This window comes from Amycolatopsis sp. NPDC004772 (assembly GCF_053601215.1).
Genome location: NZ_JBSGBK010000051.1, coordinates 22,587 through 44,218, shown reverse-complemented (window position 1 = coordinate 44,218; position 21,632 = coordinate 22,587). Strand labels below are relative to the sequence as shown.

The following is a 21,632-nucleotide window of genomic DNA, read 5'->3' as shown; positions in this document are numbered from 1 at the left end:
AGCGGGCTAGCATCGGCCGCGTGACCTACCTCGCCGCTTCCGGCCGCTACGACTCCATCCCCTACCGGCGCTGCGGGCGCTCCGGGCTCAAGCTGCCCGCGATCTCCCTCGGGCTGTGGCACAACTTCGGCCACGACAAGCCCCTGGAGACCCAGCGCGCGATCACCCGCCGCGCGTTCGACCTGGGCATCACCCACTTCGACCTGGCCAACAACTACGGCCCGCCGTACGGCTCGGCGGAGGAGAACTTCGGGCGGCTGCTGGCCACCGACTTCCGGCCGTACCGCGACGAGCTGGTGATCTCCACGAAGGCGGGCTACGACATGTGGCCCGGCCCGTACGGCGAGTGGGGCTCCCGCAAGTACCTGCTGTCCTCCCTGGACCAGTCGCTGGGCCGGATGGGCCTGGACTACGTCGACATCTTCTACTCGCACCGGTTCGACCCCGAGACGCCCCTGGAGGAGACGGTCGGCGCGCTCGACGCCGCGGTCCGCGCCGGGAAAGCGCTGTACGTCGGGATCTCGTCCTACAGCTCGGAGCGGACCGCCGAGGCCGCGCGGCTGCTGCGCGAGCTCGGCACGCCGCTGCTGATCCACCAGCCGTCGTATTCGATGCTCAACCGCTGGATCGAAGCGGACGGGCTGCTCGACACCCTCGAAGAGGCGGGCGCGGGGTGCATCGCGTTCTCCCCGCTGGCGCAGGGCCTGCTGACCGACCGGTACCTGAAGGGCGTCCCGGAGGACTCGCGCGCGGCGCAGGGCAAGTCGCTCGACCCGGACACCCTCGACGAGAACCGGCTGGGCCGGGTCCGCGCGCTGAACGACATCGCCGGCCGCCGCGGGCAGTCGCTGGCGCAGCTCGCGCTGGCCTGGGCGTTGCGCGACAGCCGGGTGACGTCGGTGCTGATCGGCGCGAGCAGCGTGAAGCAGCTCGAGGACAACGTCGGCGCGCTCGGCAACCTCGAGTTCTCGTCCGAGGAGCTGACGGAGATCGACGGCCACGCGACGGACGCGGACATCAACCTCTGGAAGCGTTCGTCCGACTCCTGACCCGGCGCGAACACTCCCCCCCCCCGTTACCTTTTTCGTAGTTCCTGATCAAGGAGCTGTGGTCGCCAGGCCCGGCATGACTCAGGCCCCCAGTCGCACGCATGATCCGGGGGGTGGTGTCACCGGGTCTGGTGGCATCGACCGACCGCTGATAGGGACACGGCCGCCGTTGGGTAGGTCTCGTCGTAACGTGGGTGCCGGCGCTCGATGCCTGATCGGTGACCACGTCGCGGCGGACGAACGGCATGGTGGATGAGCAGCGGTTTCAGCGTGTTTCTCGGCCTGGACGTCGGCAAGGACGCCCATCACGCGGTCGGGCTCGACCCCGACGGCAAGCGACTGCATGATGGGCCGCTGCCCAACAGCGAACCTAAGCTGACGGCGGTGTTCGACAAGCTCGCCCGGCACGGAACGCTGCTGGTGGTGGTCGACCAGCCCGCCACCATCGGGGCGCTGCCGGTCGCGGTCGCTCGTGCCGCCGGGCATCAGGTGGCCTACCTGCCTGGCCTGGCGATGCGCCGCATCGCCGATCTCTACCCCGGCCGCGCGAAGACCGATGCCCGCGACGCGTTCGTCATCGCCGACGCCGCCCGCTCCCTGCCCCACACCCTGCGCCCGGTCGAGGTGGGCGACGAGGCCCTGGCCGAGCTGGACGTGCTGGTCGGGTTCGACGACGACCTGGCCGGCGAGGCCACCCGGATCAGCAACCGCATCCGGGGCCTGCTCACCGGCATCCACCCGGCTCTCGAGCGGGCGATCGGCCCGCGGATCAGCCATCCGGCTGTTCTGGAGATTCTCTCCCGCTGCGGCGGACCAGCCGGGATCGCCAAGGCCGGCCGCCGCAAGCTCACCGCGATCGCCAAGGTCCACGCGCCCCGCATGGGCGAGCGGCTGGTCGAGGCGATCATGACCGCCCTCGGCGAGCAGACCGTCACCGTCCCGGGCACCGCCGCCGCTGACATCGTCCTCCCGCGACTGGCCGACAGCCTGAAAACCGTGCTCCAACAACGGAAACAGGTGACTGAACAGGTTGAGGGGATCCTTGATGCACACCCTCTTGCCGGGGTCCTGACCTCGATGCCCGGCATCGGCGTCAGGACCGCAGCCCGCATCCTCCTCGAGGTCGGCGACGCCTCGAACTTCGCCAGCTCGGCGCACCTGGCCGCCTACGCCGGCATCGCTCCGGTCACCCGCAGCTCCGGCACGTCGATCAAGGGCGAGCACCCAGCTCGGACTGGCAACCGCCAGCTCAAACGCGCGTTCTTCCTCGCCGCCTTCGCTGCCCTGTCCGACCCGGTCAGCCGGGCCTACTACGACCGGAAGAGAGCCGAGGGAAAGAAGCACAACGCTGCGCTGATCTGCCTGGCCCGCCGCCGCTGCGACGTCCTCTACGCCATGCTCCGCAACGGCACCCACTACCGACACCCCGAACCAGCCCCCGCTGCGGCTTGACAACCACATAGGGACACCCCCCCGGCCCGTGCTGGCTCGACGTTTGACCAAATGAGAAATTTGGTCATATGATCGTCGCGTGCCTCCTGCCGAAGACCGGGCCGAACGGGCCGAGCGCATCCTCGACGCCGCCGCCGACCTGCTCCTGCGGGTCGGCTACCGGCGCACGACCATCGAGGACGTCGCCGAGCGGGCGGACGTCGGCAAGGGCACCGTCTACCTGCACTGGAAGAACCGGGAAGAGCTGTTCCTCGCGGTTCTTCTCCGCGAGTCGGTCGGGGTGCTCGAAGAGCTCGTGGCGACGATCGCGGCCGACCCGCTCAGCGTGCGGCTTTCGCGGCTGACCGAGATCCAGTACGCCAACGTGCTGAAGCGCCCGCTGCTGCGGGCCGGGTACGCCGACGACGCCGAGACGCTCGGCAAGCTGCTGCCCAAGCTGCACGGAAAACTCGACCCGCGGCACGCGGAAGCCTTCGTCGAGTACCTGGACCTGCTGGCCGCCCACGACCTGCTGCGCACGGACCGGCCGGTGCGCGAGCTCGTCGTCGCCTTCCAGGCCGTGCTGAACGGGTTCCTCGGCGCCTCGCCGCCACCCGAGCCGGCGCTGATCGCCGACACCGTCGCGCACGCCTTCGAGCCGCTCGCCGTGTCGACGAGGCAGCTGCGCGAGGTGGCGCCGCGGGCGCTGACGCTGTTCACCGAAGCCGTCGCGCTCGACCGCAAACAGCTCGAACGCGCGTACTGACCACCTGGGAGGACCCGTGCGCACCGGAATCCTGATCGACGAACTCGGTGTCGGCTTCGACGCCATGACGGCCCAAGCCCGTGAAGCGGCGAAGCTCGGCTACCGCACGCTCTGGGTGGCGCAGCGCGGCGGGTGGGACGCGCTCACGGCGCTGCCCGCGCTCGCCGCGGCCGCCCCGGGCCTCGCCTTGGGGACCTGCGTCGTGCCGACGTACTCGCGGCACCCGCTCACCATGGCCGCGCAGGCGCTGACGGCCCAGGCGGCGGCCGGGGTGCCCGTCCACCTCGGTCTCGGGCTGAGCCACCGGTTCATCGTCGAAGGCGAGTTCGGGTATTCCTACGACCGCCCGATCCGGCACCTGCGCGAGTACCTCCAGGCGCTGCACCCGTTGCTGCGCGGGGAGAAGGCGGACGTCCACGGCGGGTCGCTGACGGCGTCGGGCGCGGTGAACGCCCCCGGGGCGGAGCGGCCGGCGGTGCTGATCGGCTCGGTGAGCCCTCAGTCGACGCGGCTGGCCGGCGAGCTCGCCGACGGCGTGATCACGACCTGGGCGGGCCCGCGGGCGATCGGCGAGTTCGTGGTCCCGGCACTGGGCGGCGCGTCCCGCGTGGTCTCCGGCCAGCTGGTCTGCGTGACGTCCGAAGTGGACGAACGCCGAGCGTGGGTGGAGCAGACGTACGGCGGAGCGGCGAACATCCCGGCGTACCGCGCGATCCTCGACCGCGAGGGCCACGAGCGGGTGTCGGACAGCGTGGTGATCGGCGACGAGGAAACCGTGCGACGCCAGGTGAAATCCCTCGAGGACGCCGGCGCGACGGAGCTGCTGGTGATCCCGATCGGCTCGGCGGCGGAGCAGGCCCGCACCCGCGAGCTGCTGGCGGCGTGAATCGCCGAGCCCTTCGCGGCTTCCTGACCTGGCGAGCTTCCTTCGACGGCCGGCCCGCGGGGCGCCCCCGGTTTCCACGCTACCGGTGACCACCGACAATCCCGGCGGGAGCGCCCTGGGCCTCCGCCGACAGGTGCTGCCACTCGTCCCAGGTCGCGAGCCGGTCCGCGTACGCCTGGCGGATCATCGGGTGGAAGCCCTGGCCGAAGAGCACTCGCAGGGGCGGGTTGGCCGCGTCGACGATCTTGAGCAGGGCCTGGGCCGCCGCCGCCGGGTCGCCCGCCGGCTGCTTGCCCGCCACCTCGGCGAGCCGGCTGCGGAGTCCGTCGTAGACCGGGCTGGTCTCGGCGACGTGGCCGTTGGCGAGGGGGTCCGGGTTCTTGCCGTCGCGGGTGGCGTAGCCGCCCGGCTCGATGATCGTGACCTTGACGCCGAAGTCGGCGACCTCCCGGGCCAGGGTTTCGTTCAGCGCTTCGATCGCCCACCGGGACGCCTGGTACGCCCCGCCGAGCGGCATCGCGATCAGCCCTGCCGCCGACGACAGCTGGATGAAGTGGCCGGCTCCCTGTTCGCGCAGCGCCGGCAGGGCGGCCTGGATGACCCACAGCGAGCCGAAGACGTTGGTCTCCAGCTGCGCGCGCAGCTCCTGCTCGGTCAGTTCTTCGATGGCGCCGATCTGCGCGTAGCCGGCGTTGTTCACGACGACGTCCAGCCGCCCGAAGTGCTCAGCGGCGCGCTTCACGGTCTCGAAGACGGCGGCCTTGTCGGTGACGTCCATCGCCAGCGGCAGCACCGCGTCACCGTAGGTGGCGACGAGCTCGCCGAAGCTTGCGGTGGACCGTGCCGTGGCGGCCACCCGGTCGCCTCGGCCGAGGGCGGCTTCGACGAACCGGCGGCCCAAGCCGCGCGACGACCCCGTGACGAACCAGACCTTGCTCATGGCGGTTTCCGTTCTGCTGAAGGTATCCGATCGACCACGAGACACCGCAGGCCCGACACCCGTGACAACGGGCGCGCGTGACGCCGCTCACCCGGCCGCAGCCGTTAGGTTGACTAGGTGACCGAGCGACTCTGGGTGGACGACCTGCGCCCGGCCCCGGACGGCTGGACCTGGGCGAAGTCGAGCACGGAGGCGATCGCGCTGCTCGCGGCCGGCGAGTTCGCCGCCATCTCGCTGGACCACGATCTCGGCGGTGACGACACGACCCGCCCGGTCGTCCTCTGGCTGTGCGAGCACGGCCGCTGGCCGGCGGAAGTGCGCGTCCACACCGCGAACCCGGTCGGCCGCGAGTGGCTCACCGGGATGGCTCGGCGGTACGGGCCCGGGGTGCGCTAACGCGGGGCCGGCAGGTGGGTCGCGTCCGGGAAGAGGTTCAACGCCCGCAGCGCCGCGCCCAGCTCGGCGATGTCCGCCGGGTTCGTCAGCGACCTCCCCAGCTCCTCCGTGATCCTCTTCAGGCGGTGGCGGATCGTGTTGGGGTGGCAGAACATCCGCTCCGACGTCAGCTTCGTCGACCCCTGGCAGTCGAACCACGCGCGCAGCGTCAACAGGAGCACGTTGCGGTCGTCGCCCGGCAGGTCCAGCACCGGCTGGAGGACGTGGTGGGCCAGCTGGACCGACGCCTCCGGGGCGCTCGCCACCAGACCGGCCAGCGGCGACTCGGTGAACTGGACCAGCCCCGGCGTCCCCGGCGTCATGCTCGACAGCGCCACCCGGGCCAGGTGCAGCGCGCGGGCCGTGTTGCCGAGGCCGGTGAACACCGGGCTCATCCCGACACGGCCCACCGGGTGCTCGCGGACCAGCGCCACGATCGCCGAAGCCGCGGCGGGGTCGCGCAGGGACACCACCCCCACCTGCAGGTCCGGGGTGAGCCGCCACGCCGAGGCGTGCTGGGCCGCGCGCAACCGGGCCTCGATCTGCGGGAGCGGTTCGTGGCCCAGCCGCGGGGTTTCCGCCGCGACGACGACGAACGTGCCGTCCAGGGACAGGTCGAGCACGCGGGCGATGTCCCAGAGCGTGCCCTCGGTCGCCGCGCCGCCCGCGAACAGGGCCTCCACCAGCGCCGAACGCCGGTTCTGGTGCGCCACCATGACTTCCGCCGTCGTGTCGCGGTAGGCCGTGGTGAGGGCTTCGGCCAGGTCGTCGATGAGCGCCCAGATCACCGTGGTCGCCGCGACCAGGCCGGCGAGGTCTTGCGCGCCGGCGGTCAGCTCGACGAACCGGTGCCAGACCTCGGTCAGCCCGATCCGGTAGGCGCGCAGCAGTTCCGGCAGCGGCGCGCCCTGCAGGGCCCGGGCCCGGCCGGTCGCGCGGGCCTGGGACAGGTCGGGCACGTCCGAGCCGCGCAGCGTGCGCATCACGTGCTCGAGGTTGGCGCGCACCGAGTTCCGCAGTTCGGCGTGCGTGACGAACCGGGCGTCGGCGTAGACCGGCATTTCGGCGCGGATCTGCCGGACGGTGCTCTCGACGAGTTCCGGCAGCTTCCGCTCGACCTCGGTGGCGAGGACGGCGACGCGCGGGGCGAGCCCGTCGGACAGAAGCGCCTGGTAGTGCATGGTGGCCTCCGGTCCCCGGCCTCTCCGTCGAGGTCCGAGACCGACATCCAACCCCACCGGGGCCACCACGTTCGGGTGAACTTGCTACAAGAACCGCGGATGCGGAAGTTCTTTTGTGGAACCTCCGCATCCGCGTCAGGCCATCTTGGCGGCCGCGCTCTTGATCGCCTCCCGGATCCGGAAGTAGGTGCCACAGCGGCAGACGTTCTGGATGGCGTCGATGTCGGCGTCCGTCGGGTTCTTCGTCTTCTTCAGCAGCGCGACCGCCGCCATGATCTGGCCCGGCTGGCAGTACCCGCACTGGGCGACGTCCTGCTCCAGCCAGGCCTCCTGGACCGGGTGCAGCTCGTCGCCGTCGGCCAAGCCCTCGATCGTGGTGACCTCGCGCCCGGCGCACTCCGACACCGGCGTGACGCAGGGGTTGAACGCCTCGCCGTCGAGGTGGCTGGTGCAGGCTTTGCAGACGTTGATGCCGCAGCCGTACTTCGGCCCGCGGACCTTGAGCTTGTCGCGCAGCGCCCACAGCATCGGCAGGTCGGCGGGCGCGTCGACGGTGACGGTCTTCCCGTTCACCACGAAGGTGTAGTTCGGCATGGTTCTCCTCAGCGCGGGAACGGGTCGAAGTCGACCGGGAAGGTGATCGGGAAGCTGCGGGGCTTGATCCCGGTCGCCCGGGCGTAGGCGTTGGCGATCGCGCCGACCGGCGCCGGCAGGCCCAGCTCGCCCGCGCCGCCGATGTCCCCGGTCGCGGGCATGACGTGCACCTGGACGTCCGTCGGCGAGTTCTTCTGCCGCGCGTAGTGGAACTGCGAGTAGCTGCCCTCCAGCGGCAGCCCCTGGTCGATGTGCAGGCCCGCGGTGAGCGTCGTGGAGATCGCGTCGGTCAGGCCGCCGAGCATCTGTGCCTGGATGCCGCGCGGGTTCACCGGCTTGCCGACGTCGACGGCGATGATCGCCTTCGTGACGCGCGGGTGCTTCGGGTCGCGCGCGTCCAGCTCGACCAGGCAGGCGGTGTAGGACTTGTACTCGCCGTGCACCGCGATCCCCTGCGCGAACCCGGCCGGCATCTTCTTGCCCCACTCGCCGAGCTCGGCGACCTTGTCGAGCACCGCGCGCTGCCGCGGCTCCTTGATGAACTCGCGGCGGAAGGCCACCGGGTCCTTGCCGAGCTTCGCGGCGATCTCGTCGACCATGATCTCTTCGGCGCCGCGGGTGTTCGCCGAGTAGACCGACCGCCACGCCGAGGTGTGGAACTTCAGCGGGACCTCGTTGAGCAGCTGCGTGGTGACGCCGAAGTTGTACGGCGACTTGACGGTCAGCAGGAACACCGTCTGCGCGAAGCTCAGGTTGCCGCCGACGGGCAGCTTCGCCGCGAACGCCGTCAGGATCTCGCCGAGGCCGTGGCTCCAGTCGGTTTCGACGCTCGCGACGCGGTGTTCGAACGTCAGCACCTGCCCGAGCGCGAAGGTCGCGCGGATCCGGTGGTAGCTCGCCGCGCGCGCCCGGCCGTGGCGCATGTCGTCGATCCGGCTCCACATCAGCCGGACGGGCTTCTTCATCGCCTTCGAGATGTGCGCGGCTTCCAGCGCCGCGTCGAAGAACAGCCGCCGCCCGAACGACCCGCCGCCCTGCTGGACGTGCACGGTGACCTTGTTCTCCGGCAGGCCCAGTTCCTGCGCGATGGTCTGCTTCGCCACGATCGGCGACTTGAGCCCGGCCCAGATGGTCGCGCTGTCCTCCCGGACGTCGGCGACTGCGGAGTTCGACTCCATCGGCGCGTGGCTGGCGAAGGCGAAGTCGAACTCGCCGTCGACGTACTGGGTCAGCAGCGGCGGCACCACGAACGGCAGTGCGGCGGCCCGCAGCTTCTTCTTGATCGTCTCGTTGTCCTCGCCGTCGACCGTGCCCGGGCCCCAGGTGACGTCGAGGGCGTTCTTGCCGTCGAGCGCCTGGCCGAAGGTCTCGGCCATCACCGCGACCCCGGTCGGGACGACGGCGATGTCGATGATCCCGGGCATGGCGCGGACGGCGGCCTCGTTGTTCACCTTCTTCACGGTGCCGTTGATGGTCGGCGGCCGGCGCACCATCACCGGGTTCGCGCCGGGGACGTCGAGGTCGAGCGTGTAGACCTGCTTTCCGGTGACCATCGCGCGGGCGTCCTTGCGCGAGGTCGGCGTCCCGACGAGCGTGTGCGCCGACTCGGCCTTCGGCCGGATCGCCCCGACGCTCAGGCCCGAGCGGGACGCGGGCCCGGCGAGGACGCCGTAGGAGGCGCTGCGACCGTCGGGCGCCCACACCGCACCGTCGCGTGTGGACAGTCGCGACGCGTCGGTCCCCCACTGCGCCCCGGCCGCCGCGACCATCCGGGCGCGGGCGGTCGCCGCGGTGGCGCGGACCGGGTCGTAGAGCGAGCGCATCGTGTTGGACCCGCCGGTGAGCTGGTTGAACAGCAATTCGGTGCGGGCGTCGGAGAGCACGACGTCGACGCGGTCGAGCGGCAGGTCCAGCTCTTCGGCGACGAGCATCGCGGTCGCCGTCGTGATGCCCTGGCCGACCTCCGCGCGCGGCAGCTGCAGCCGCGCCCGGCCGTCGGCGGTCAGCTCGAGCACGAGCATCCCGGCGGTCGGCGCGCACGACAGCGTCAGGACGTCGCCGAGGTCGAGGATCTCCGCCGGCTGCGGCAGGGTCGGGACGACGGCCTCGGCGCGGGCGGGCGCCACCGCGTCGGCGGTGAGCTTGGTGGCGACGGTGAGCGTGGGCGCGGCGACCAGGTAGGTCAGGAAGCGGCGGCGGCCGACCTGCCCGGGCTCCGGCTGTTCGGTGGTGGGACTGGCCATCGGGGATCCCTTGCTGGGTGGTGGCGGGGTGCGCGCCACGCTAAGGACCCCTTGACACGACGTCAACGCGGAGTAGCCGAGTTCGCCCATCTCTGTGACGAGATGACAGTGGAAGCCGCCGAATGTGTGCGCCGCCACAGCGCCGGATGGCGGAGCGGGCGCCGCTGTACGAGGTCAGGCGAACTTCGTCTTCGGCCGGTCCTGTCGCACACCGTCCACGTAGACGTCCACCTTCTCGTCGAGGAACGCCACCAGTCCCGCGGCCCGGATGCTCTCCGGCAGCGGCGTGGGGTAGCTCCACGCGAGGTCCTCGTGCCCGGCCACGTCGAAGTGCTCGGCGGCGCCCTTGTACGGGCAGTGCGTCACCACGTCGGTCTTCGACAGCAGGTCCATCCGGACGTCCACGCGGGGCAGGTAGTAGCGGGTCGGCAGGCCCGTCTCGAACAGCAGGTGCGGCCGCACCGAGTCCGCCACCGCCACGCCGTCGACCTCGATGCGGACGTGGCGGGAGCTCGGGAGGATGTCGACGCGGACGCCCGGGTCGCGCGGGTGCGTGAAGATCCGCTCGTCCTCTTCGAACCAGTCGAAGGCGCCGAACTCGAAGCGGATGTGGCCGCGGAGCTCTTCGATCGGGGAATCCGGGTACTCCAGCGCGCCGTCCACCGCCTCGGCCGCGGCACCCTTTATCGTCGACAGAACAGCTTCTCCGCGGCTCGGCGAGTGCGCCGTCCGGCCGGAGGGGGTGAGAACGCCGCTCACGACGTCCGCGCGCGGGATGTAGTACGTGGGGTAGTACGGAACTTCCCACACCAGGAGGGGGTGCACCGTGTCCGCGACGACCTGCCCGCCGAGGAACACCCGCACCCTCTTCGCGCCCTGTGCCACGCGGACCCGGCCGCGTCCCGGAGTGCTCATGCTCCGCTCAACGGGCCGCGAATCGCGGGTATTCCGGCGCGCTCGGCGCGAGGACGGCTAGCGTGGCAGGCAGCACGAGGACGACAGGAGGCGGGCACGGGTGGCCGGCGTAGAGATCCCCACGGTCGGTACCCCCGCCGGGATGCGCAAGATCAACCAGCGGGCGGTGCTCGACCTGCTGCGCCGCGGCGGGCCGGCGACCCGGCCGCAGGTCGCGAAGGACACCGGGCTGTCGAAGCCGACGGTCAGCCAGGCGCTGCTGGCCCTGGAAGCCGCCGGGCTGGCGCGCCCGACCGGGCAGACGTCCACCGGCACCGGGCGCTCGGCCGTGCTGTACGAAGCCGACCCCACCGCGGGGTACGTGCTGGGCGTCGACATCGGCCGCGAGCACCTGCGGGTCGCGGTGTCGGACCTCGGCCGCACGCTGGTGGCGCGCCGGGACGAGCGCAACACCGCGCGGTCCGGGGCGGCGCTGGTGACCGCGGTCGGGAAGATCGCGGCCGCGGCGGTCGCGGAGGCCGGTCTTTCGGCCGGCGACATCGTTGTCCGCGTGGTCGGCTCCCCCGGTGTCGCCGATCCGGAGAAGCGGTGCTTCCGGCACGCGCCGAACCTGCCGGGCTGGGGCCGCGCGGGCCTGATCGACGACCTCGAAGCGGCGCTGGGCCCGGACCTGATGGTGGAGAACGACGCGAACCTCACCGCGGTCGGCGAGTGGGAAAGCGGAGCCGCGCGCGGGGCGTCGGTGTTCGGCTGCATCACGATCGGCACCGGCGTCGGCATGGGCCTGATGGTCGACGGCCGAGTGTTCCGCGGCGCGACCGGCGCGGCGGGCGAGATCGGCTACCTCCCGTACGGCCGCACGCGCGCGGCCGACGAGCCCGGCACGCCGCCGGCCCGCGGCCACCTCGAAGAGGCGACGGCGGCCCAGTCGGTCGTGCAGGGCGCCCGGGAACTCGGCCTGGGCACGGCGAAATCGGCCCGCGAGGTGTTCCGCCTGGCCCGCGAAGGCGACGAGCTGGCCCGGCAGGCCCTGGCGGCGGAAGCCGACCGCCTCGCGTACACGGTGGCCTCGGTGGCGGCGGTGATCGACCCGGAACTGATCGTCCTCGGCGGCGGCATGGGCACGGCGGCGGACCTGCTGCTGGAGCCGATCGACCGGGCGCTGCACGCGTTCACGCCGCTGGTGCCGAAGGTGGTCCAGGGCGAGCTGGGCGAGGACGCGGTGCTGACCGGGGCGATCAGCGTCGGCCTGCGGGCGGCCGAAGGCCTGGTCTTCGACCGCCGGGTGGGTGCCGCCTAAGCCGCGCGCCAGGCTTCGCCGCCCGCCGACAGCCGCCACGGGGTCAGGCGCAGGACCGTGATCTTGGGGTCGCGGTGGTCCTCGCCGCCGAGGATCTTCGGGTCGTAGCCCAGGGGCTCCGGCGTGGCCGCGAACAGGTCCCACAGGGACTTGCGCGTCTCTTCGTCGTCCTCGAACTCCGCCCGGCATTCCGCGACCGCCACCTCGTGTTGCGGGTCCCAGTACGAGCACGATACGTACGGCGACGCCGCCAGGTGCGCGAGCTTCAACGGGGTCGGCCGGGTGAACAGCCGGCCGACCAGGCCGTGCGGAGTGGGTTCCCAGATCGGGTGGACGACCCGGGAGCGCGGTCTCCCCCGCCGGTCGACCGTCACCAGGGTGCACCAGACGATCCGGTGCGCCACGCGCACGAACGCTTCCGCCAGCTCCGCCGGCACTCTGCTAGATTCCACAACCATGGTTGTGCATCCTACCGCCGAGAGCCTCGACCTGTCACTGACGGCCCTCTTCGCGGGCTGGGCGATGACGGACGAGGTCCAGCGGCGGCTCGCGACCCGGGGCTTCGGCGACCTGCGCTTCAACGACGGCGTCGTGATCCAGCACGTCCTCGCCGCCCCGCTGTCCATCACCGCGCTGGCCGAGCGGATGGGCGTCACCCAGCAGGCAGCGTCGAAAGCCGTGGCGGATCTCGAACGCCGTGGGCTGCTGCGCCGCGACCCCGATCCGGCCGACGCGCGCACGAAGCTGCTGCACCTGACCGCGCACGCGCTGGCCGCCGTCGAAGCGACGCGGGTGCTGCGACGGGAACTTCAGGAGGAGATCGAGGCGGAGTACGGCGCGAAGCAGGTCGAAGAGGCGCAGAGGCTCCTGGCCGCGGTCATCGGCCGGTACGGCGGCGGCGACGCGATCCGTGCCCGGCGGGTCCGCCCGCCGCGCTGATGACCTCCGGCGTAATCGACGCCGCCGCCCGGACGGCCGACCATCAAGGACATGAGCGAATCCGCGAAGAACCGCATGATCGTCGTCGACTGCCTGGAGAACCTGTTCGTGCACAAGGACTTCGATGCCGCGAAGGCCGCGCTGCACCCCGACTTCGTCACCCACAGCCCCGACCTGCCCTCCGGCCGCGAGGCGTTCACCGACGCCGTGAAGAATTCGCCGCTGGCGGGCGCGAGCGCGGAGATCAAGCACGTCGTCGCGGAGGACGACCTCGTCGTCGCCCACCTGCACGTGGGCGGGATGGCGGTCGTCGACATCCTGCGCGTCGAGGACGGCTTGCTCGTCGAGCACTGGGACGTCAAACAGCCGATCTAGCGCGTGATGACGCAGGTCCCCGACGCCGTGGCCAGCAGCTTGCCCTCGGCGTCGCGGATCTCCCCCTCGGCGAAGGCGATCCGCGAACCCTCCTTCACGACGCGGCCCGTCGCGCGGATCTCCCCGCGGCCCGCGTGGATCGCGCGCAGGTAGTTCACCTTCAGCTCCACCGACGCGTAGCCGACGCCGGCCGGCAGGGTCGTGTGGACCGCGCAGCCGACCACCGAGTCCAGCATCGTCGCCGCCACGCCGCCGTGGACCATGCCGATCGGGTTGTACAGCGACTCGTCCGGTTCGGCGACCGCGACGACCTCGCCCGGTTCGACGCTTTCCCAGCGCAGGCCGAAGTGCGCGGCGATCGGCGCCGGCGGGACGCGGCCCTCGGCGATCGCCCGCATGTACTCCAGGCCGGACATCGTGGCGCCGAGCCGAGCGGTCTCCAGGGGGTCCTGCCAGGTGATGGTCTTCGAACGGACCGGGGCTTCGACGTCGGTCATGCGGGCTCCTCGACTATGACAACTGTCTTAAGACTCGCCCGCGGGGCGGCGAGCGTCAAGCGCGGCGTGACCCAGGCCACCGGTGGTCCGGCCGCGGCGCGGGTGGAATCATCCGGGGGTGGACACCGACCGCAAGCTGATCGACCCGGAACGCGTCGCGGCGGCGGTCGACGGCCTCGGCGACCGCGCCGTCATCGAAGAGTGGGCGCGGCGCTTCTCCGTGGTCGCCGATCCCTCGCGCCTGGCGCTGCTGGTCTCCATCCACTACGCCCGCGAGATCAGCGTCACCGACCTAGCCGCGGCCACCGGTATGACGGACACCGCGGTGTCGCAGGCCCTGCGGCTGCTCCGGGCGCACGGGCTGGTCACGCCCCAACGCACCGGCCGGGTGGTGCGGTACCGCCTGGCGGACGCCACGGTCCACGAACTCATCCACCGAGTGCGCCCGCACCCCGCGGACGACGGCGAACACCGGTAGCGTGCGGGCATGACGGGATTGCCCGAGACCATCACCGCCTGCCTGTTCGACCTCGACGGAGTGCTGACCGGCACGGCGATCCTCCACCGCGAGGCCTGGAAGCGGACGTTCGACGAATTCCTCCGCGCCCGTGACGGCGCCGGGTTCAGCGAGTTCACCGACCACGACTACGCGGCCTTTGTGGACGGCCGCCCCCGCGCCGACGGCGTGCGCGAATTCCTGCGGTCGCGCGGGATCGCGTTGCCCGAGGGCGAACCGGACGACCCGGTGGACGCCCCGACCGTCAACGGCGTCGGCAACCGCAAGAACGAACTGGTCCTCAAGATCATCGACGAACGCGGGGTGAACCCGTACCCGGGTTCGGTGCGCTACCTCGAAGCCGCGAAAGCCGCCGGGCTGCGGATCGCCGTGGTGACGTCGTCGGCCAACGGCGCCAAGGTGCTCGACGGCGCCGACCTCAGCAAGTACGTCGAGGCGCGCATCGACGGCATCGTCATCCGCGAACGCCACCTGAAGGGCAAGCCCGCGCCCGACTCGTTCCTGGCCGGCGCCGCGGCGCTCGGCGTCGAGCCCGCGCACGCGGCCGTCTTCGAGGACGCCCAGTCCGGCGTCCAGGCCGGGAAGGCCGGCGGCTTCGGGTACGTCGTGGGCGTGAACCGGGCCGACCAGGCCGCCGCACTGAAGGCCCACGGGGCCGACATCGTCGTCGACGACCTCGCCGACCTGCTGGAGGACCGATGACCGAACCGCACGGCTACGAATGCTCGCCGTGGGCCCTGCGCTGGCGCGGCATGGACGTCGACGCCCTGCAGCGCACCGAATCGGCGTTCGCGGTGTCCAACGGCCACATCGGCCTGCGCGGCACCCTCGAGGAGGCCGAGCCGCGCGGCCTGCCCGGCACTTACCTCAACGGCTTCTACGAGCAGCACGAACTCCCCTACGCCGAGGCCGGCTACGGCTACCCCGAAGAGGGCCAGACCGTCGTCAACGTGACCGACGGCAAGATCATCCGGCTGCTCGTCGAGGACGAGCCGCTGGACATGCGCTACGGCGCGGCCACCGCGCACGACCGGGTGCTCGACTTCCGCAAGGGCACGCTGAGCCGGACCACCGAGTGGTCGTCGCCGACCGGGCGGCGCGTGCGCGTGCGCACCGAGCGGCTCGTGTCGTTCACCCAGCGCGCGATCGCCGCGATCCGGTACGAGGTCGAGCCGCTCGACGAGGACCTGCAGCTGGTCGTCCAGTCCGACCTGCTGGCCAACGAGCCGATCGAGTCCGACACCAGCGACCCGCGGGTGGCCGCCGCGCTGAACTCGCCGCTGGTCGGCGAGTTCCACCGCGCGTCGGACTACAACGCCGTGCTGGTGCACCAGACCCGCCGGTCCGGGCTGCGGATGGCCGCGGCGATGGACCACAAGATCGAAGTGGACGACGGGATCCGCGCCCGCATCCACTCCGAGGAGGACCTCGCGCGGCTGACCGTCGCCGTCGACGTGCCGAAGGGCGGCCGGCTGCGGATCACCAAGTTCCTCGCCTACGGCTGGTCCGCGCAGCGCTCGGTGCCGGCGCTGCGCTCGCAGGTCGAGGCGGCGCTGGCCGGCGCCCGTCAGACCGGCTGGAAGGGCCTGCTCACCGAGCAGCGCGAGTTCCTCGACGACTACTGGACCACCTCGGACATCGAGATCGAAGGCGATCCCGAACTCCAGCAGGCCGTCCGGTTCGCCTTGTTCCACATCCTGCAGGCCGGGGCCCGCGGGGAAAGCCGCGCGATCGCCGGCAAGGGGCTGACCGGGCCCGGCTACGACGGGCACGCCTTCTGGGACACCGAGTCCTTCGTCCTGCCGGTGCTCACCTACACCATCCCGGACGCGGCGCGCGACGCCCTCCGCTGGCGGCACTCCACAATGGACAAAGCGCGGGAACGCGCGCACCAGCTGGGGTTGCGCGGCGCGGCGTTCCCGTGGCGGTCGATCAACGGCGCCGAGTGCTCGGCGTACTGGCCGGCGGGCACGGCGGCGTTCCACGTCAGCGCGGACATCGCCGACGCCGTCCTGCGCTACCTCAACGCGACCGGCGACGAGGAGTTCGAGCGCGACTACGGCACCGAGTTGCTACTGGAAACCGCGCGGCTGTGGGCATCGCTCGGGCACCACGACCGGCACGGCACCTTCCGCATCGACGGCGTCACCGGGCCGGACGAGTACTCGGCGGTGGCGGACAACAACGTCTACACGAACCTCATGGCGCGCCGGAACCTGCAGGCGGCGGCGGAGTCGTGCGAGCGGCACCCCGAAGTGGCGGCGCGGTTCGGCGTCGACACCGTCGAGCTGGACTCCTGGCGCGCGGCCGCGGCGGCGATGTTCCTGCCCTACGACGAAGAACTCGGCGTGCACCCGCAGTCGGAGGGGTTCCTCGACCACGACGAGTGGGACTACGAGGGCACCGACCAGGCGCACTACCCGCTGCTGCTGCACTACCCGTACTTCGACCTCTACCGCAAGCAGGTCGTCAAGCAGGCGGACCTGGTGCTCGCGCTGCACCTGTGCGGCGACTCGTTCAGCCCGGAGGAGAAGGCGCGCGACTTCGCCTACTACGAGGCGAGGACCGTGCGCGACTCGTCGCTGTCGGCGGGGACACAGGCGGTGGTGGCCGCCGAGGTGGGGCATCTGGAACTGGCCTACGACTACCTCGCCGAAGCCGCGCTGACCGACCTGCACGACGTCCACAACAACGTGCGCAACGGCCTGCACATGGCGTCGCTGGCCGGGGCGTGGCAGGGCGCGGTGGCCGGGTTCGGCGGCCTGCGGGACCACGGCGGGACGCTGGCCTTCGCGCCGCGGCTGCCCCCGCAGCTCGGGCGGATCACCTTCCGCCTGATGTTCCGCGGCACCCGGTTCCAGGTCGAGATCGATCCCGACCAGGCCACCTACCACGTCGTCGCCGGTGCGCCGCTGGAAGTGCTGCACCACGGCGAGCGCATCACCGTCACGGCGGAGCCGCGGCAGTACGCGATCCCGAAGATCGACGCCGGCACGCCGCCGAAGCAGCCACCGGGGCGTGCGCCGATGCGGCGTGACTCGGAATCGGTGCGTCAGTACGCGGAACCGTCCAACCCGATCACTGAGGAAGGTCGCTAGCGGCCTCGCGTCCGGGTGGGGCCGGGACTTCCTCGGTCCCACCCGGGCTCACGTCCGGGTCCGGGGCCGTCGGCACGTCGTGCGTCAGCTTGCCGGGGGTCGGGAGCTTCGGGAGCTCTTCGTCTTCGTCGTCGCGGCCGTGGAGGCGCTGCTGCTCGCTCATGCTTTCCGGGATACCCGGTTTTCCCGGTGACGGCCAGCTGATTCAGGCCGCGCGCTCGGCCGCCGCGGCCCGCGCCTTGTCCTGCAGGGTGAGCAGCAGGCCGTCGCGGGTCGACCACGGGCAGATCGTCACCTTGCCGCCGGCGACCGTCAGCAGGGCTTCCGCGACGATCGCGCCGGCCAGGGCCTGGTGGGCGCGGCTGCGCGAGATGCCCGGCAGTTCGGCGCGCTTCGACGGCGGCAGCGCGGCCAGCCGCGGGATCCACGCGCGGAGGTCGTCGAGGCGCAGTTCCTTGCACTTGCCGGGGCGGGCGCCGGCCAGCCGCGCGAGCTGCTGGAGCACCTTCGAGCAGCCGATGACCCGCGGATCGTCGACGTCGGCGGCGCCCAGGGTGGTGGTGACGACGTCCAGAGCGTGCGCGCGCAGGGCCTTGACCTGCTTGTTCGAGACGCGCTCCGACGGCAGCCAGTCCCGGGTCATCGAGCGGGCACCCAGCGGCAGCGAGCGCGCGAAGGTGGCCTTCTCGCCGGAGCCGGCGGCCAGTTCGACCGTGCCGCCGCCGATGTCGAGCACGAGCATCGGCCCGGAGGCCTCGTACCAGCGGCGGGCGGCGAGGTAGGTCAGCTCGGCTTCGCAACGGCCGGAGAGGAAGCGCAGCTCGACCCCGGTCTCGCCGGCGACGTGCCGGACGACGTCCGCCGCGTTGGCCGCGTCCCGGATCGAGGAGGTGGCCAGCGGGTAGACGTCGCGGACGCCGTGGCGGTACGCCGTGGTCATGCCCGCCGCGACGGCGGCCGTGACGGCCTCGATGCCCCGGTCGGACAGGCGGCCGCGGACGTCGAGCTCGCGATCCAGACGCAGCCGCGTCTGGTGGTTGACCAGCGGCTCACGGGGTGAGCCGGACACCGGCACCACCACGAGCCGGGCGCTGAACGAGCCGACGTCCAGCACGCCCACCGCGGGCTCTTCTCTTTTTCGCACAGCTCGGCGCACCTCACTTCCGCCTGGTGAATATCCCCGGTTCGACGGTTTGAAACCAGCAATGATGTCCGATCTCACGGCGCTTTGCCGGACATTTCCGGGATTGAGGCCCTCCGGAGGTGCGTTTCTGACGCGAAGGTCACAGTGAGATAACCCGATCGAGTGAACTAGGGTGCCACTGGACACGATTCGGTAACGCCAGTGTGCGCACGGCGATTAATCGGACATCGGAACCGGCGTGGAGCAGGGGAAAGAGATGCAACGGCCCGAGCGGCGAGCCGAGCTCGTGCGGCCGGCCGCCGTCGTGCTCGCGGTCGTTGCGGGCCTCGGCTGCGTCCTGCTCGGGGTGACGTCGGTGCTCGCCCCGGAGCCCGCGATCGCCCCGGCCGCGGACCGGCCTTCGGTGGCCGCGGCGCCGCCGATGGCGGTACTGATCCCGGCACTGGGCCTCACGCTGGAGCACGTGGTCCCGCTCGGTCATGTGGACGGCCGCCGGGAGCAGCCGGGAACCGCTGCGGGGGTGGGCTGGTTCGCCGACGGGCCGGTGCCGGGCGCGCCCGGGGTGGCGGTGCTGTCGGCGCACGCGAACTTCGGGTACGCGGCGGGAGCGTTCGCCCGCTTGGGCAAGCTCCTGCCGAAAGCGGTGATCACGGTGCGCGACACCAGAGGCCAGGAGACGCGGTTCGCGGTGCGGCAGACGTCGGTGTTCCCGGCGAGTGAGCCGGACAGCGCGCTGGTGGCGCCGGAGGGAACCGGGCCGGAGCTGCGGCTGATCACCAGCGATGGGACGTACGACGGCGCCGGGTTCGCCGGCACGCGGGTTGCGGTGTACGCGACTCCCGTCTGAGCGCGTCGCGAATGACTCATCCGGGACGTCGGCGGTCCCGAACGAGTCATTCGCGGCACTGCGGCGAGGGGGCGGCGGCTCAGCCGATCAGCTCGCGCAGCTGCGACACCGCCGCCACCCGGGCCTCGCGACCCGGCTGCAGCGGGCTGACGATCAGCGTCGTCGCGCCCGCCTCGGCGAAGGCCGCCACGCGCTCCTTCACGTAGCCCGCCGGGCCGACCAGGGAGATCGCGCGCAGCAGTTCCAGCGGGACGGCCGCCGCCGCTTCTTCCTTCTTGCCGTCCAGGTACAGGTCCTGGATCAGCTTCGCCTCGGCCTCGTAGCCGTAGCGGCAGGCCAGGTCGTTGTAGAAGTTCTTGCCGCGCGCGCCCATGCCGCCGATGTAGAGGGCCAGCATCGGCCGCACGTGGTCGAGGAGCGGCTCGACGTCGTCGCCGATGGCCAGGGCCACCGTCACGAACGTGTCCAGCTCGCCCAGGGCCGCGTCGCGCTGGGCCTGGCCTTCGGCCAGGGACGCACCCCAGACGTCGGCCGCCTTCTCCGGGTGGAAGAAGATCGGCTGCCAGCCCTCGGCGATCTCGGCGGTCAGCGCGACGTTCTTCGGCCCGATCGAGGCCAGCAGCACCGGGATGCGCTCGCGCACCGGGTGGTTGATCAGCTTGAGCGGCTTGCCGAGCCCGGTGCCCTGCTCCGGCGGCAGCGGGATCGTGTAGTGCTTGCCCTCGTGGACCACGCGCTCGCGGCGCCACACCTGGCGGCAGACGTCGACGATCTCGCGGGTGCGGCCCAGCGGCGCGTCGTACTTCACGCCGTGGAAGCCCTCGATGACCTGCGGGCCGGACGCCCCGAGCCCGAGGATGAACCGCCCGTCGGAGACGAAGTCGAGACCGGCCGCGGTCATCGCGGTCAGGGTCGGCGTGCGGGTGTAGATCTGGAAGATGCCGGACGCCAGCTGGACGCGCTCGGTCTTCGCGGCCAGGTACCCGAGCTGGCTGACCGCGTCGAAGGAGTAGGCCTCCGGCACGAAGACGACGTCGAGGCCGGCCTTCTCCAGTTCGACGATGTCGGCGACGCTTTCGGCGAAGCCTCCGGAGTAGCTGATCCCGGTCCCGATCCTCATGGGCGTCCTTCCGCGGTGAGCGAGCGCTTAGTCGCTCGTCATTATGCGCGCTGCCCGGCTCCTTCCGATGTGGGTACCGCCACTATCCACCCGCGACGACCGTCCCCCGCACGTCCCCGAAGCCGACGCGCGTGCCGCCCGGGCCGGGGGCGGTCGCGCTGATCACCACCTCGTCGCCGTCTTCGAGGAACGTCCTCGTCACGCCGCCGGGCAGCTCCAGGGGTTCCCGGCCGCCCCAGGACAGTTCCAGGAACGAACCGCGCTGGTCGCGTCCGGGGCCGGTCACCGTGCCGGAGGCGTAGAGGTCGCCGGTGCGCAGGCTCGCGCCGTTGACCGTCATGTGCGCCAACTGCTGCGGGGCCGTCCAGTACTGGGTCGCGAACGGCGGGCTCGACACCAGGTGGCCGTTGAGCCGGATCTCCAGGGCCAGGTCCAGCCCCCACTTCTCGTCGGTCCGGAGGTAGTCGAACGGCTCCGGGTCCTGCGGCGGGCCGTCGACGCGCGCGTGCTCCAGCGCGGCCAGCGGGACGATCCACGGCGACACCGACGTCGCGAACGACTTGCCGAGGAACGGGCCCAGCGGCTGGTACTCCCAGGCCTGGATGTCGCGCGCCGACCAGTCGTTGACGAGGCAGACGCCGAAGACGTGGTCCGCGAAGTCCGCTGTGGACACCCGGGTGCCCGGGACGGACGGGGTGCCGACGACGAACCCGACCTCCGCCTCGATGTCCAGCCGCTGCGACGGGCCGAACGAGGGGGCATCGGCGTTGCGGGGCTTGCGCTGCCCGTGCGGCCGGACGACCGGCGTCCCCGACGCGACGACGGTGCCGGCCCGGCCGTGGTAGCCGATCGGCAGGTGCTTCCAGTTGGGTGGGAGCTCGGTGGCGTCCGGGCGGAAGATCTTGCCGGCGTTGAGGGCGTGGTGCTCGCTGGAGTAGAAGTCGACGTAGTCGGCGACGTCGAAGGCGAGGTGGGTGGTGACCACGGCCAGCGGGTGGAGGTGCGGCCGCAGCTGGTCGGCGTAGCGGGGCTCGGTGAGCCATTCGGTGAGGTGCTCACGGACCTCGCGCCAGGTGGCGGGCCCGGCGGCCAGCAGCGGGTTGAGGACGCCGGCGGTGAGCAGCAGCGCGAAGGCGGCGGCCGTTTCGGCGGCCGCGGCGGTCAGGTCGAGCACCTGGTCGCCGACGGGCACGCCGACCCGCCGCTCGGGCGCCCCGCCGACGGAGAAGACGCCGTAGGGCAGGTTGTGCAGGCCGAAGGGGTGGTCTTCGGCAAGCTCGAGCCAGGTCACGTTCACTCCTCGTCAGGGGCGGCTTGTGCCGCCGAGTTCAGCTCTCGTCTCGGCCGCGGTGCTG

The 21,632-nt window shown here is 71.8% G+C and carries 23 protein-coding genes; 12 read left to right on the top strand and 11 right to left on the bottom strand.

From position 1 onward, the window contains the following. The first annotated feature begins 20 nt into the window (after window positions 1-20). The 4 genes from mgrA (at window position 21) to ACWEF6_RS27015 (ending at window position 4,132) form a co-directional block, all read left to right on the top strand. A complete protein-coding gene (mgrA, locus tag ACWEF6_RS27030; RefSeq protein ID WP_310977374.1) occupies window positions 21-1,049 on the top strand; it encodes an L-glyceraldehyde 3-phosphate reductase in 1,029 nt (342 codons plus the stop codon). Window positions 1,050-1,301: 252 nt separating this feature from the next. Further along, window positions 1,302-2,501, top strand: coding sequence for an IS110 family transposase (locus ACWEF6_RS27025; protein WP_449685490.1), 1,200 nt, complete (start codon window positions 1,302-1,304; stop codon window positions 2,499-2,501). Window positions 2,502-2,580: 79 nt separating this feature from the next. Then, window positions 2,581-3,246 carry a TetR/AcrR family transcriptional regulator gene (locus tag ACWEF6_RS27020; RefSeq protein WP_449685489.1) on the top strand — a complete coding sequence of 222 codons (666 nt, stop codon included), beginning with the start codon at window positions 2,581-2,583 and terminating at the stop codon, window positions 3,244-3,246. A 16-nt stretch (window positions 3,247-3,262) separates the two neighbouring features. Beyond that, window positions 3,263-4,132, top strand: coding sequence for a TIGR03564 family F420-dependent LLM class oxidoreductase (locus ACWEF6_RS27015; protein WP_449685488.1), 870 nt, complete (start codon window positions 3,263-3,265; stop codon window positions 4,130-4,132). A 79-nt stretch (window positions 4,133-4,211) separates the two neighbouring features. Here ACWEF6_RS27015 and ACWEF6_RS27010 read toward each other — a convergent pair whose 3' ends face one another. Further along, window positions 4,212-5,072: an SDR family NAD(P)-dependent oxidoreductase gene (locus ACWEF6_RS27010; protein ID WP_449685487.1), complete on the bottom strand. Its 861-nt coding sequence runs from the start codon at window positions 5,070-5,072 to the stop codon at window positions 4,212-4,214. A 117-nt stretch (window positions 5,073-5,189) separates the two neighbouring features. Here ACWEF6_RS27010 and ACWEF6_RS27005 point away from each other — a divergent pair, with 117 nt between their 5' ends. After that, the gene (locus ACWEF6_RS27005; protein WP_449685486.1) at window positions 5,190-5,468 is read left to right on the top strand and encodes a cyclic-phosphate processing receiver domain-containing protein; all 279 of its coding nucleotides are present in this window, start codon (window positions 5,190-5,192) and stop codon (window positions 5,466-5,468) included. Here the strand turns inward: ACWEF6_RS27005 and ACWEF6_RS27000 are convergent. The 4 genes from ACWEF6_RS27000 to ACWEF6_RS26985 form a co-directional block, all read right to left on the bottom strand. Then, a complete protein-coding gene (locus tag ACWEF6_RS27000; protein WP_449685485.1) occupies window positions 5,465-6,688 on the bottom strand; it encodes a PucR family transcriptional regulator in 1,224 nt (407 codons plus the stop codon). The genes ACWEF6_RS27005 and ACWEF6_RS27000 overlap by 4 nt on opposite strands. A 135-nt stretch (window positions 6,689-6,823) precedes the next feature. Next, window positions 6,824-7,282 (bottom strand): (2Fe-2S)-binding protein, encoded by a 459-nt coding sequence (locus ACWEF6_RS26995; protein ID WP_003056009.1) that lies wholly within the window; start codon window positions 7,280-7,282, stop codon window positions 6,824-6,826. Window positions 7,283-7,290: 8 nt separating this feature from the next. Then, the gene (locus tag ACWEF6_RS26990) at window positions 7,291-9,525 is read right to left on the bottom strand and encodes a molybdopterin cofactor-binding domain-containing protein (protein WP_449685484.1); all 2,235 of its coding nucleotides are present in this window, start codon (window positions 9,523-9,525) and stop codon (window positions 7,291-7,293) included. 174 nt (window positions 9,526-9,699) lie between these two features. Continuing rightward, window positions 9,700-10,440 carry a DUF427 domain-containing protein gene (locus tag ACWEF6_RS26985; RefSeq protein ID WP_449685483.1) on the bottom strand — a complete coding sequence of 247 codons (741 nt, stop codon included), beginning with the start codon at window positions 10,438-10,440 and terminating at the stop codon, window positions 9,700-9,702. A gap of 100 nt (window positions 10,441-10,540) precedes the next feature. Here ACWEF6_RS26985 and ACWEF6_RS26980 point away from each other — a divergent pair, with 100 nt between their 5' ends. Continuing rightward, complete coding sequence (locus tag ACWEF6_RS26980; protein ID WP_449685482.1) at window positions 10,541-11,740, top strand: ROK family protein; 1,200 nt, start codon at window positions 10,541-10,543, stop codon at window positions 11,738-11,740. On the opposite strand, the gene ACWEF6_RS26975 is transcribed toward ACWEF6_RS26980, so the two are convergent. Continuing rightward, entirely contained in the window at window positions 11,737-12,198 is a 462-nt protein-coding gene (locus tag ACWEF6_RS26975) for a pyridoxamine 5'-phosphate oxidase family protein (RefSeq protein WP_449685481.1), read from the bottom strand. The genes ACWEF6_RS26980 and ACWEF6_RS26975 overlap by 4 nt on opposite strands. Here ACWEF6_RS26975 and ACWEF6_RS26970 point away from each other — a divergent pair. After that, complete coding sequence (locus tag ACWEF6_RS26970; protein WP_449685480.1) at window positions 12,197-12,679, top strand: MarR family winged helix-turn-helix transcriptional regulator; 483 nt, start codon at window positions 12,197-12,199, stop codon at window positions 12,677-12,679. The two genes, ACWEF6_RS26975 and ACWEF6_RS26970, sit on opposite strands and share 2 nt — an antisense overlap. A gap of 51 nt (window positions 12,680-12,730) precedes the next feature. Next, on the top strand, window positions 12,731-13,054 hold the full coding sequence (locus ACWEF6_RS26965; protein ID WP_449685479.1) for a nuclear transport factor 2 family protein: 324 nt from the start codon (window positions 12,731-12,733) through the stop codon (window positions 13,052-13,054). Here ACWEF6_RS26965 and ACWEF6_RS26960 read toward each other — a convergent pair. Continuing rightward, window positions 13,051-13,551: a PaaI family thioesterase gene (locus ACWEF6_RS26960; RefSeq protein ID WP_449677269.1), complete on the bottom strand. Its 501-nt coding sequence runs from the start codon at window positions 13,549-13,551 to the stop codon at window positions 13,051-13,053. The two genes, ACWEF6_RS26965 and ACWEF6_RS26960, sit on opposite strands and share 4 nt — an antisense overlap. A gap of 118 nt (window positions 13,552-13,669) precedes the next feature. Here ACWEF6_RS26960 and ACWEF6_RS26955 point away from each other — a divergent pair, with 118 nt between their 5' ends. From ACWEF6_RS26955 to ACWEF6_RS26945, 3 genes are read left to right on the top strand one after another with little or no spacing between them, the layout of a single operon-like run. Further along, complete coding sequence (locus ACWEF6_RS26955; RefSeq protein WP_449685478.1) at window positions 13,670-14,029, top strand: ArsR/SmtB family transcription factor; 360 nt, start codon at window positions 13,670-13,672, stop codon at window positions 14,027-14,029. A gap of 9 nt (window positions 14,030-14,038) precedes the next feature. Continuing rightward, window positions 14,039-14,770: an HAD family hydrolase gene (locus tag ACWEF6_RS26950; RefSeq protein ID WP_449685477.1), complete on the top strand. Its 732-nt coding sequence runs from the start codon at window positions 14,039-14,041 to the stop codon at window positions 14,768-14,770. Continuing rightward, a complete protein-coding gene (locus ACWEF6_RS26945) occupies window positions 14,767-17,166 on the top strand; it encodes a glycoside hydrolase family 65 protein (protein WP_449685476.1) in 2,400 nt (799 codons plus the stop codon). Before ACWEF6_RS26950 ends, ACWEF6_RS26945 begins: the two co-directional genes overlap by 4 nt. Here the strand turns inward: ACWEF6_RS26945 and ACWEF6_RS26940 are convergent. Next, entirely contained in the window at window positions 17,147-17,329 is a 183-nt protein-coding gene (locus ACWEF6_RS26940) for a hypothetical protein (RefSeq protein WP_449685475.1), read from the bottom strand. The two genes, ACWEF6_RS26945 and ACWEF6_RS26940, sit on opposite strands and share 20 nt — an antisense overlap. 42 nt (window positions 17,330-17,371) lie before the next feature. Continuing rightward, window positions 17,372-18,310: a Ppx/GppA phosphatase family protein gene (locus ACWEF6_RS26935; RefSeq protein WP_449685474.1), complete on the bottom strand. Its 939-nt coding sequence runs from the start codon at window positions 18,308-18,310 to the stop codon at window positions 17,372-17,374. A 238-nt stretch (window positions 18,311-18,548) separates the two neighbouring features. Here ACWEF6_RS26935 and ACWEF6_RS26930 point away from each other — a divergent pair, with 238 nt between their 5' ends. Further along, window positions 18,549-19,157 (top strand): class F sortase, encoded by a 609-nt coding sequence (locus ACWEF6_RS26930; protein ID WP_449685473.1) that lies wholly within the window; start codon window positions 18,549-18,551, stop codon window positions 19,155-19,157. A 79-nt stretch (window positions 19,158-19,236) separates the two neighbouring features. Here the strand turns inward: ACWEF6_RS26930 and ACWEF6_RS26925 are convergent, their stop codons facing one another. Next, a complete protein-coding gene (locus ACWEF6_RS26925) occupies window positions 19,237-20,277 on the bottom strand; it encodes an LLM class F420-dependent oxidoreductase (protein WP_449685472.1) in 1,041 nt (346 codons plus the stop codon). A gap of 82 nt (window positions 20,278-20,359) precedes the next feature. Then, window positions 20,360-21,574 carry a fumarylacetoacetase gene (gene fahA / locus ACWEF6_RS26920; protein ID WP_449685471.1) on the bottom strand — a complete coding sequence of 405 codons (1,215 nt, stop codon included), beginning with the start codon at window positions 21,572-21,574 and terminating at the stop codon, window positions 20,360-20,362. Window positions 21,575-21,632 lie beyond the last annotated feature (58 nt).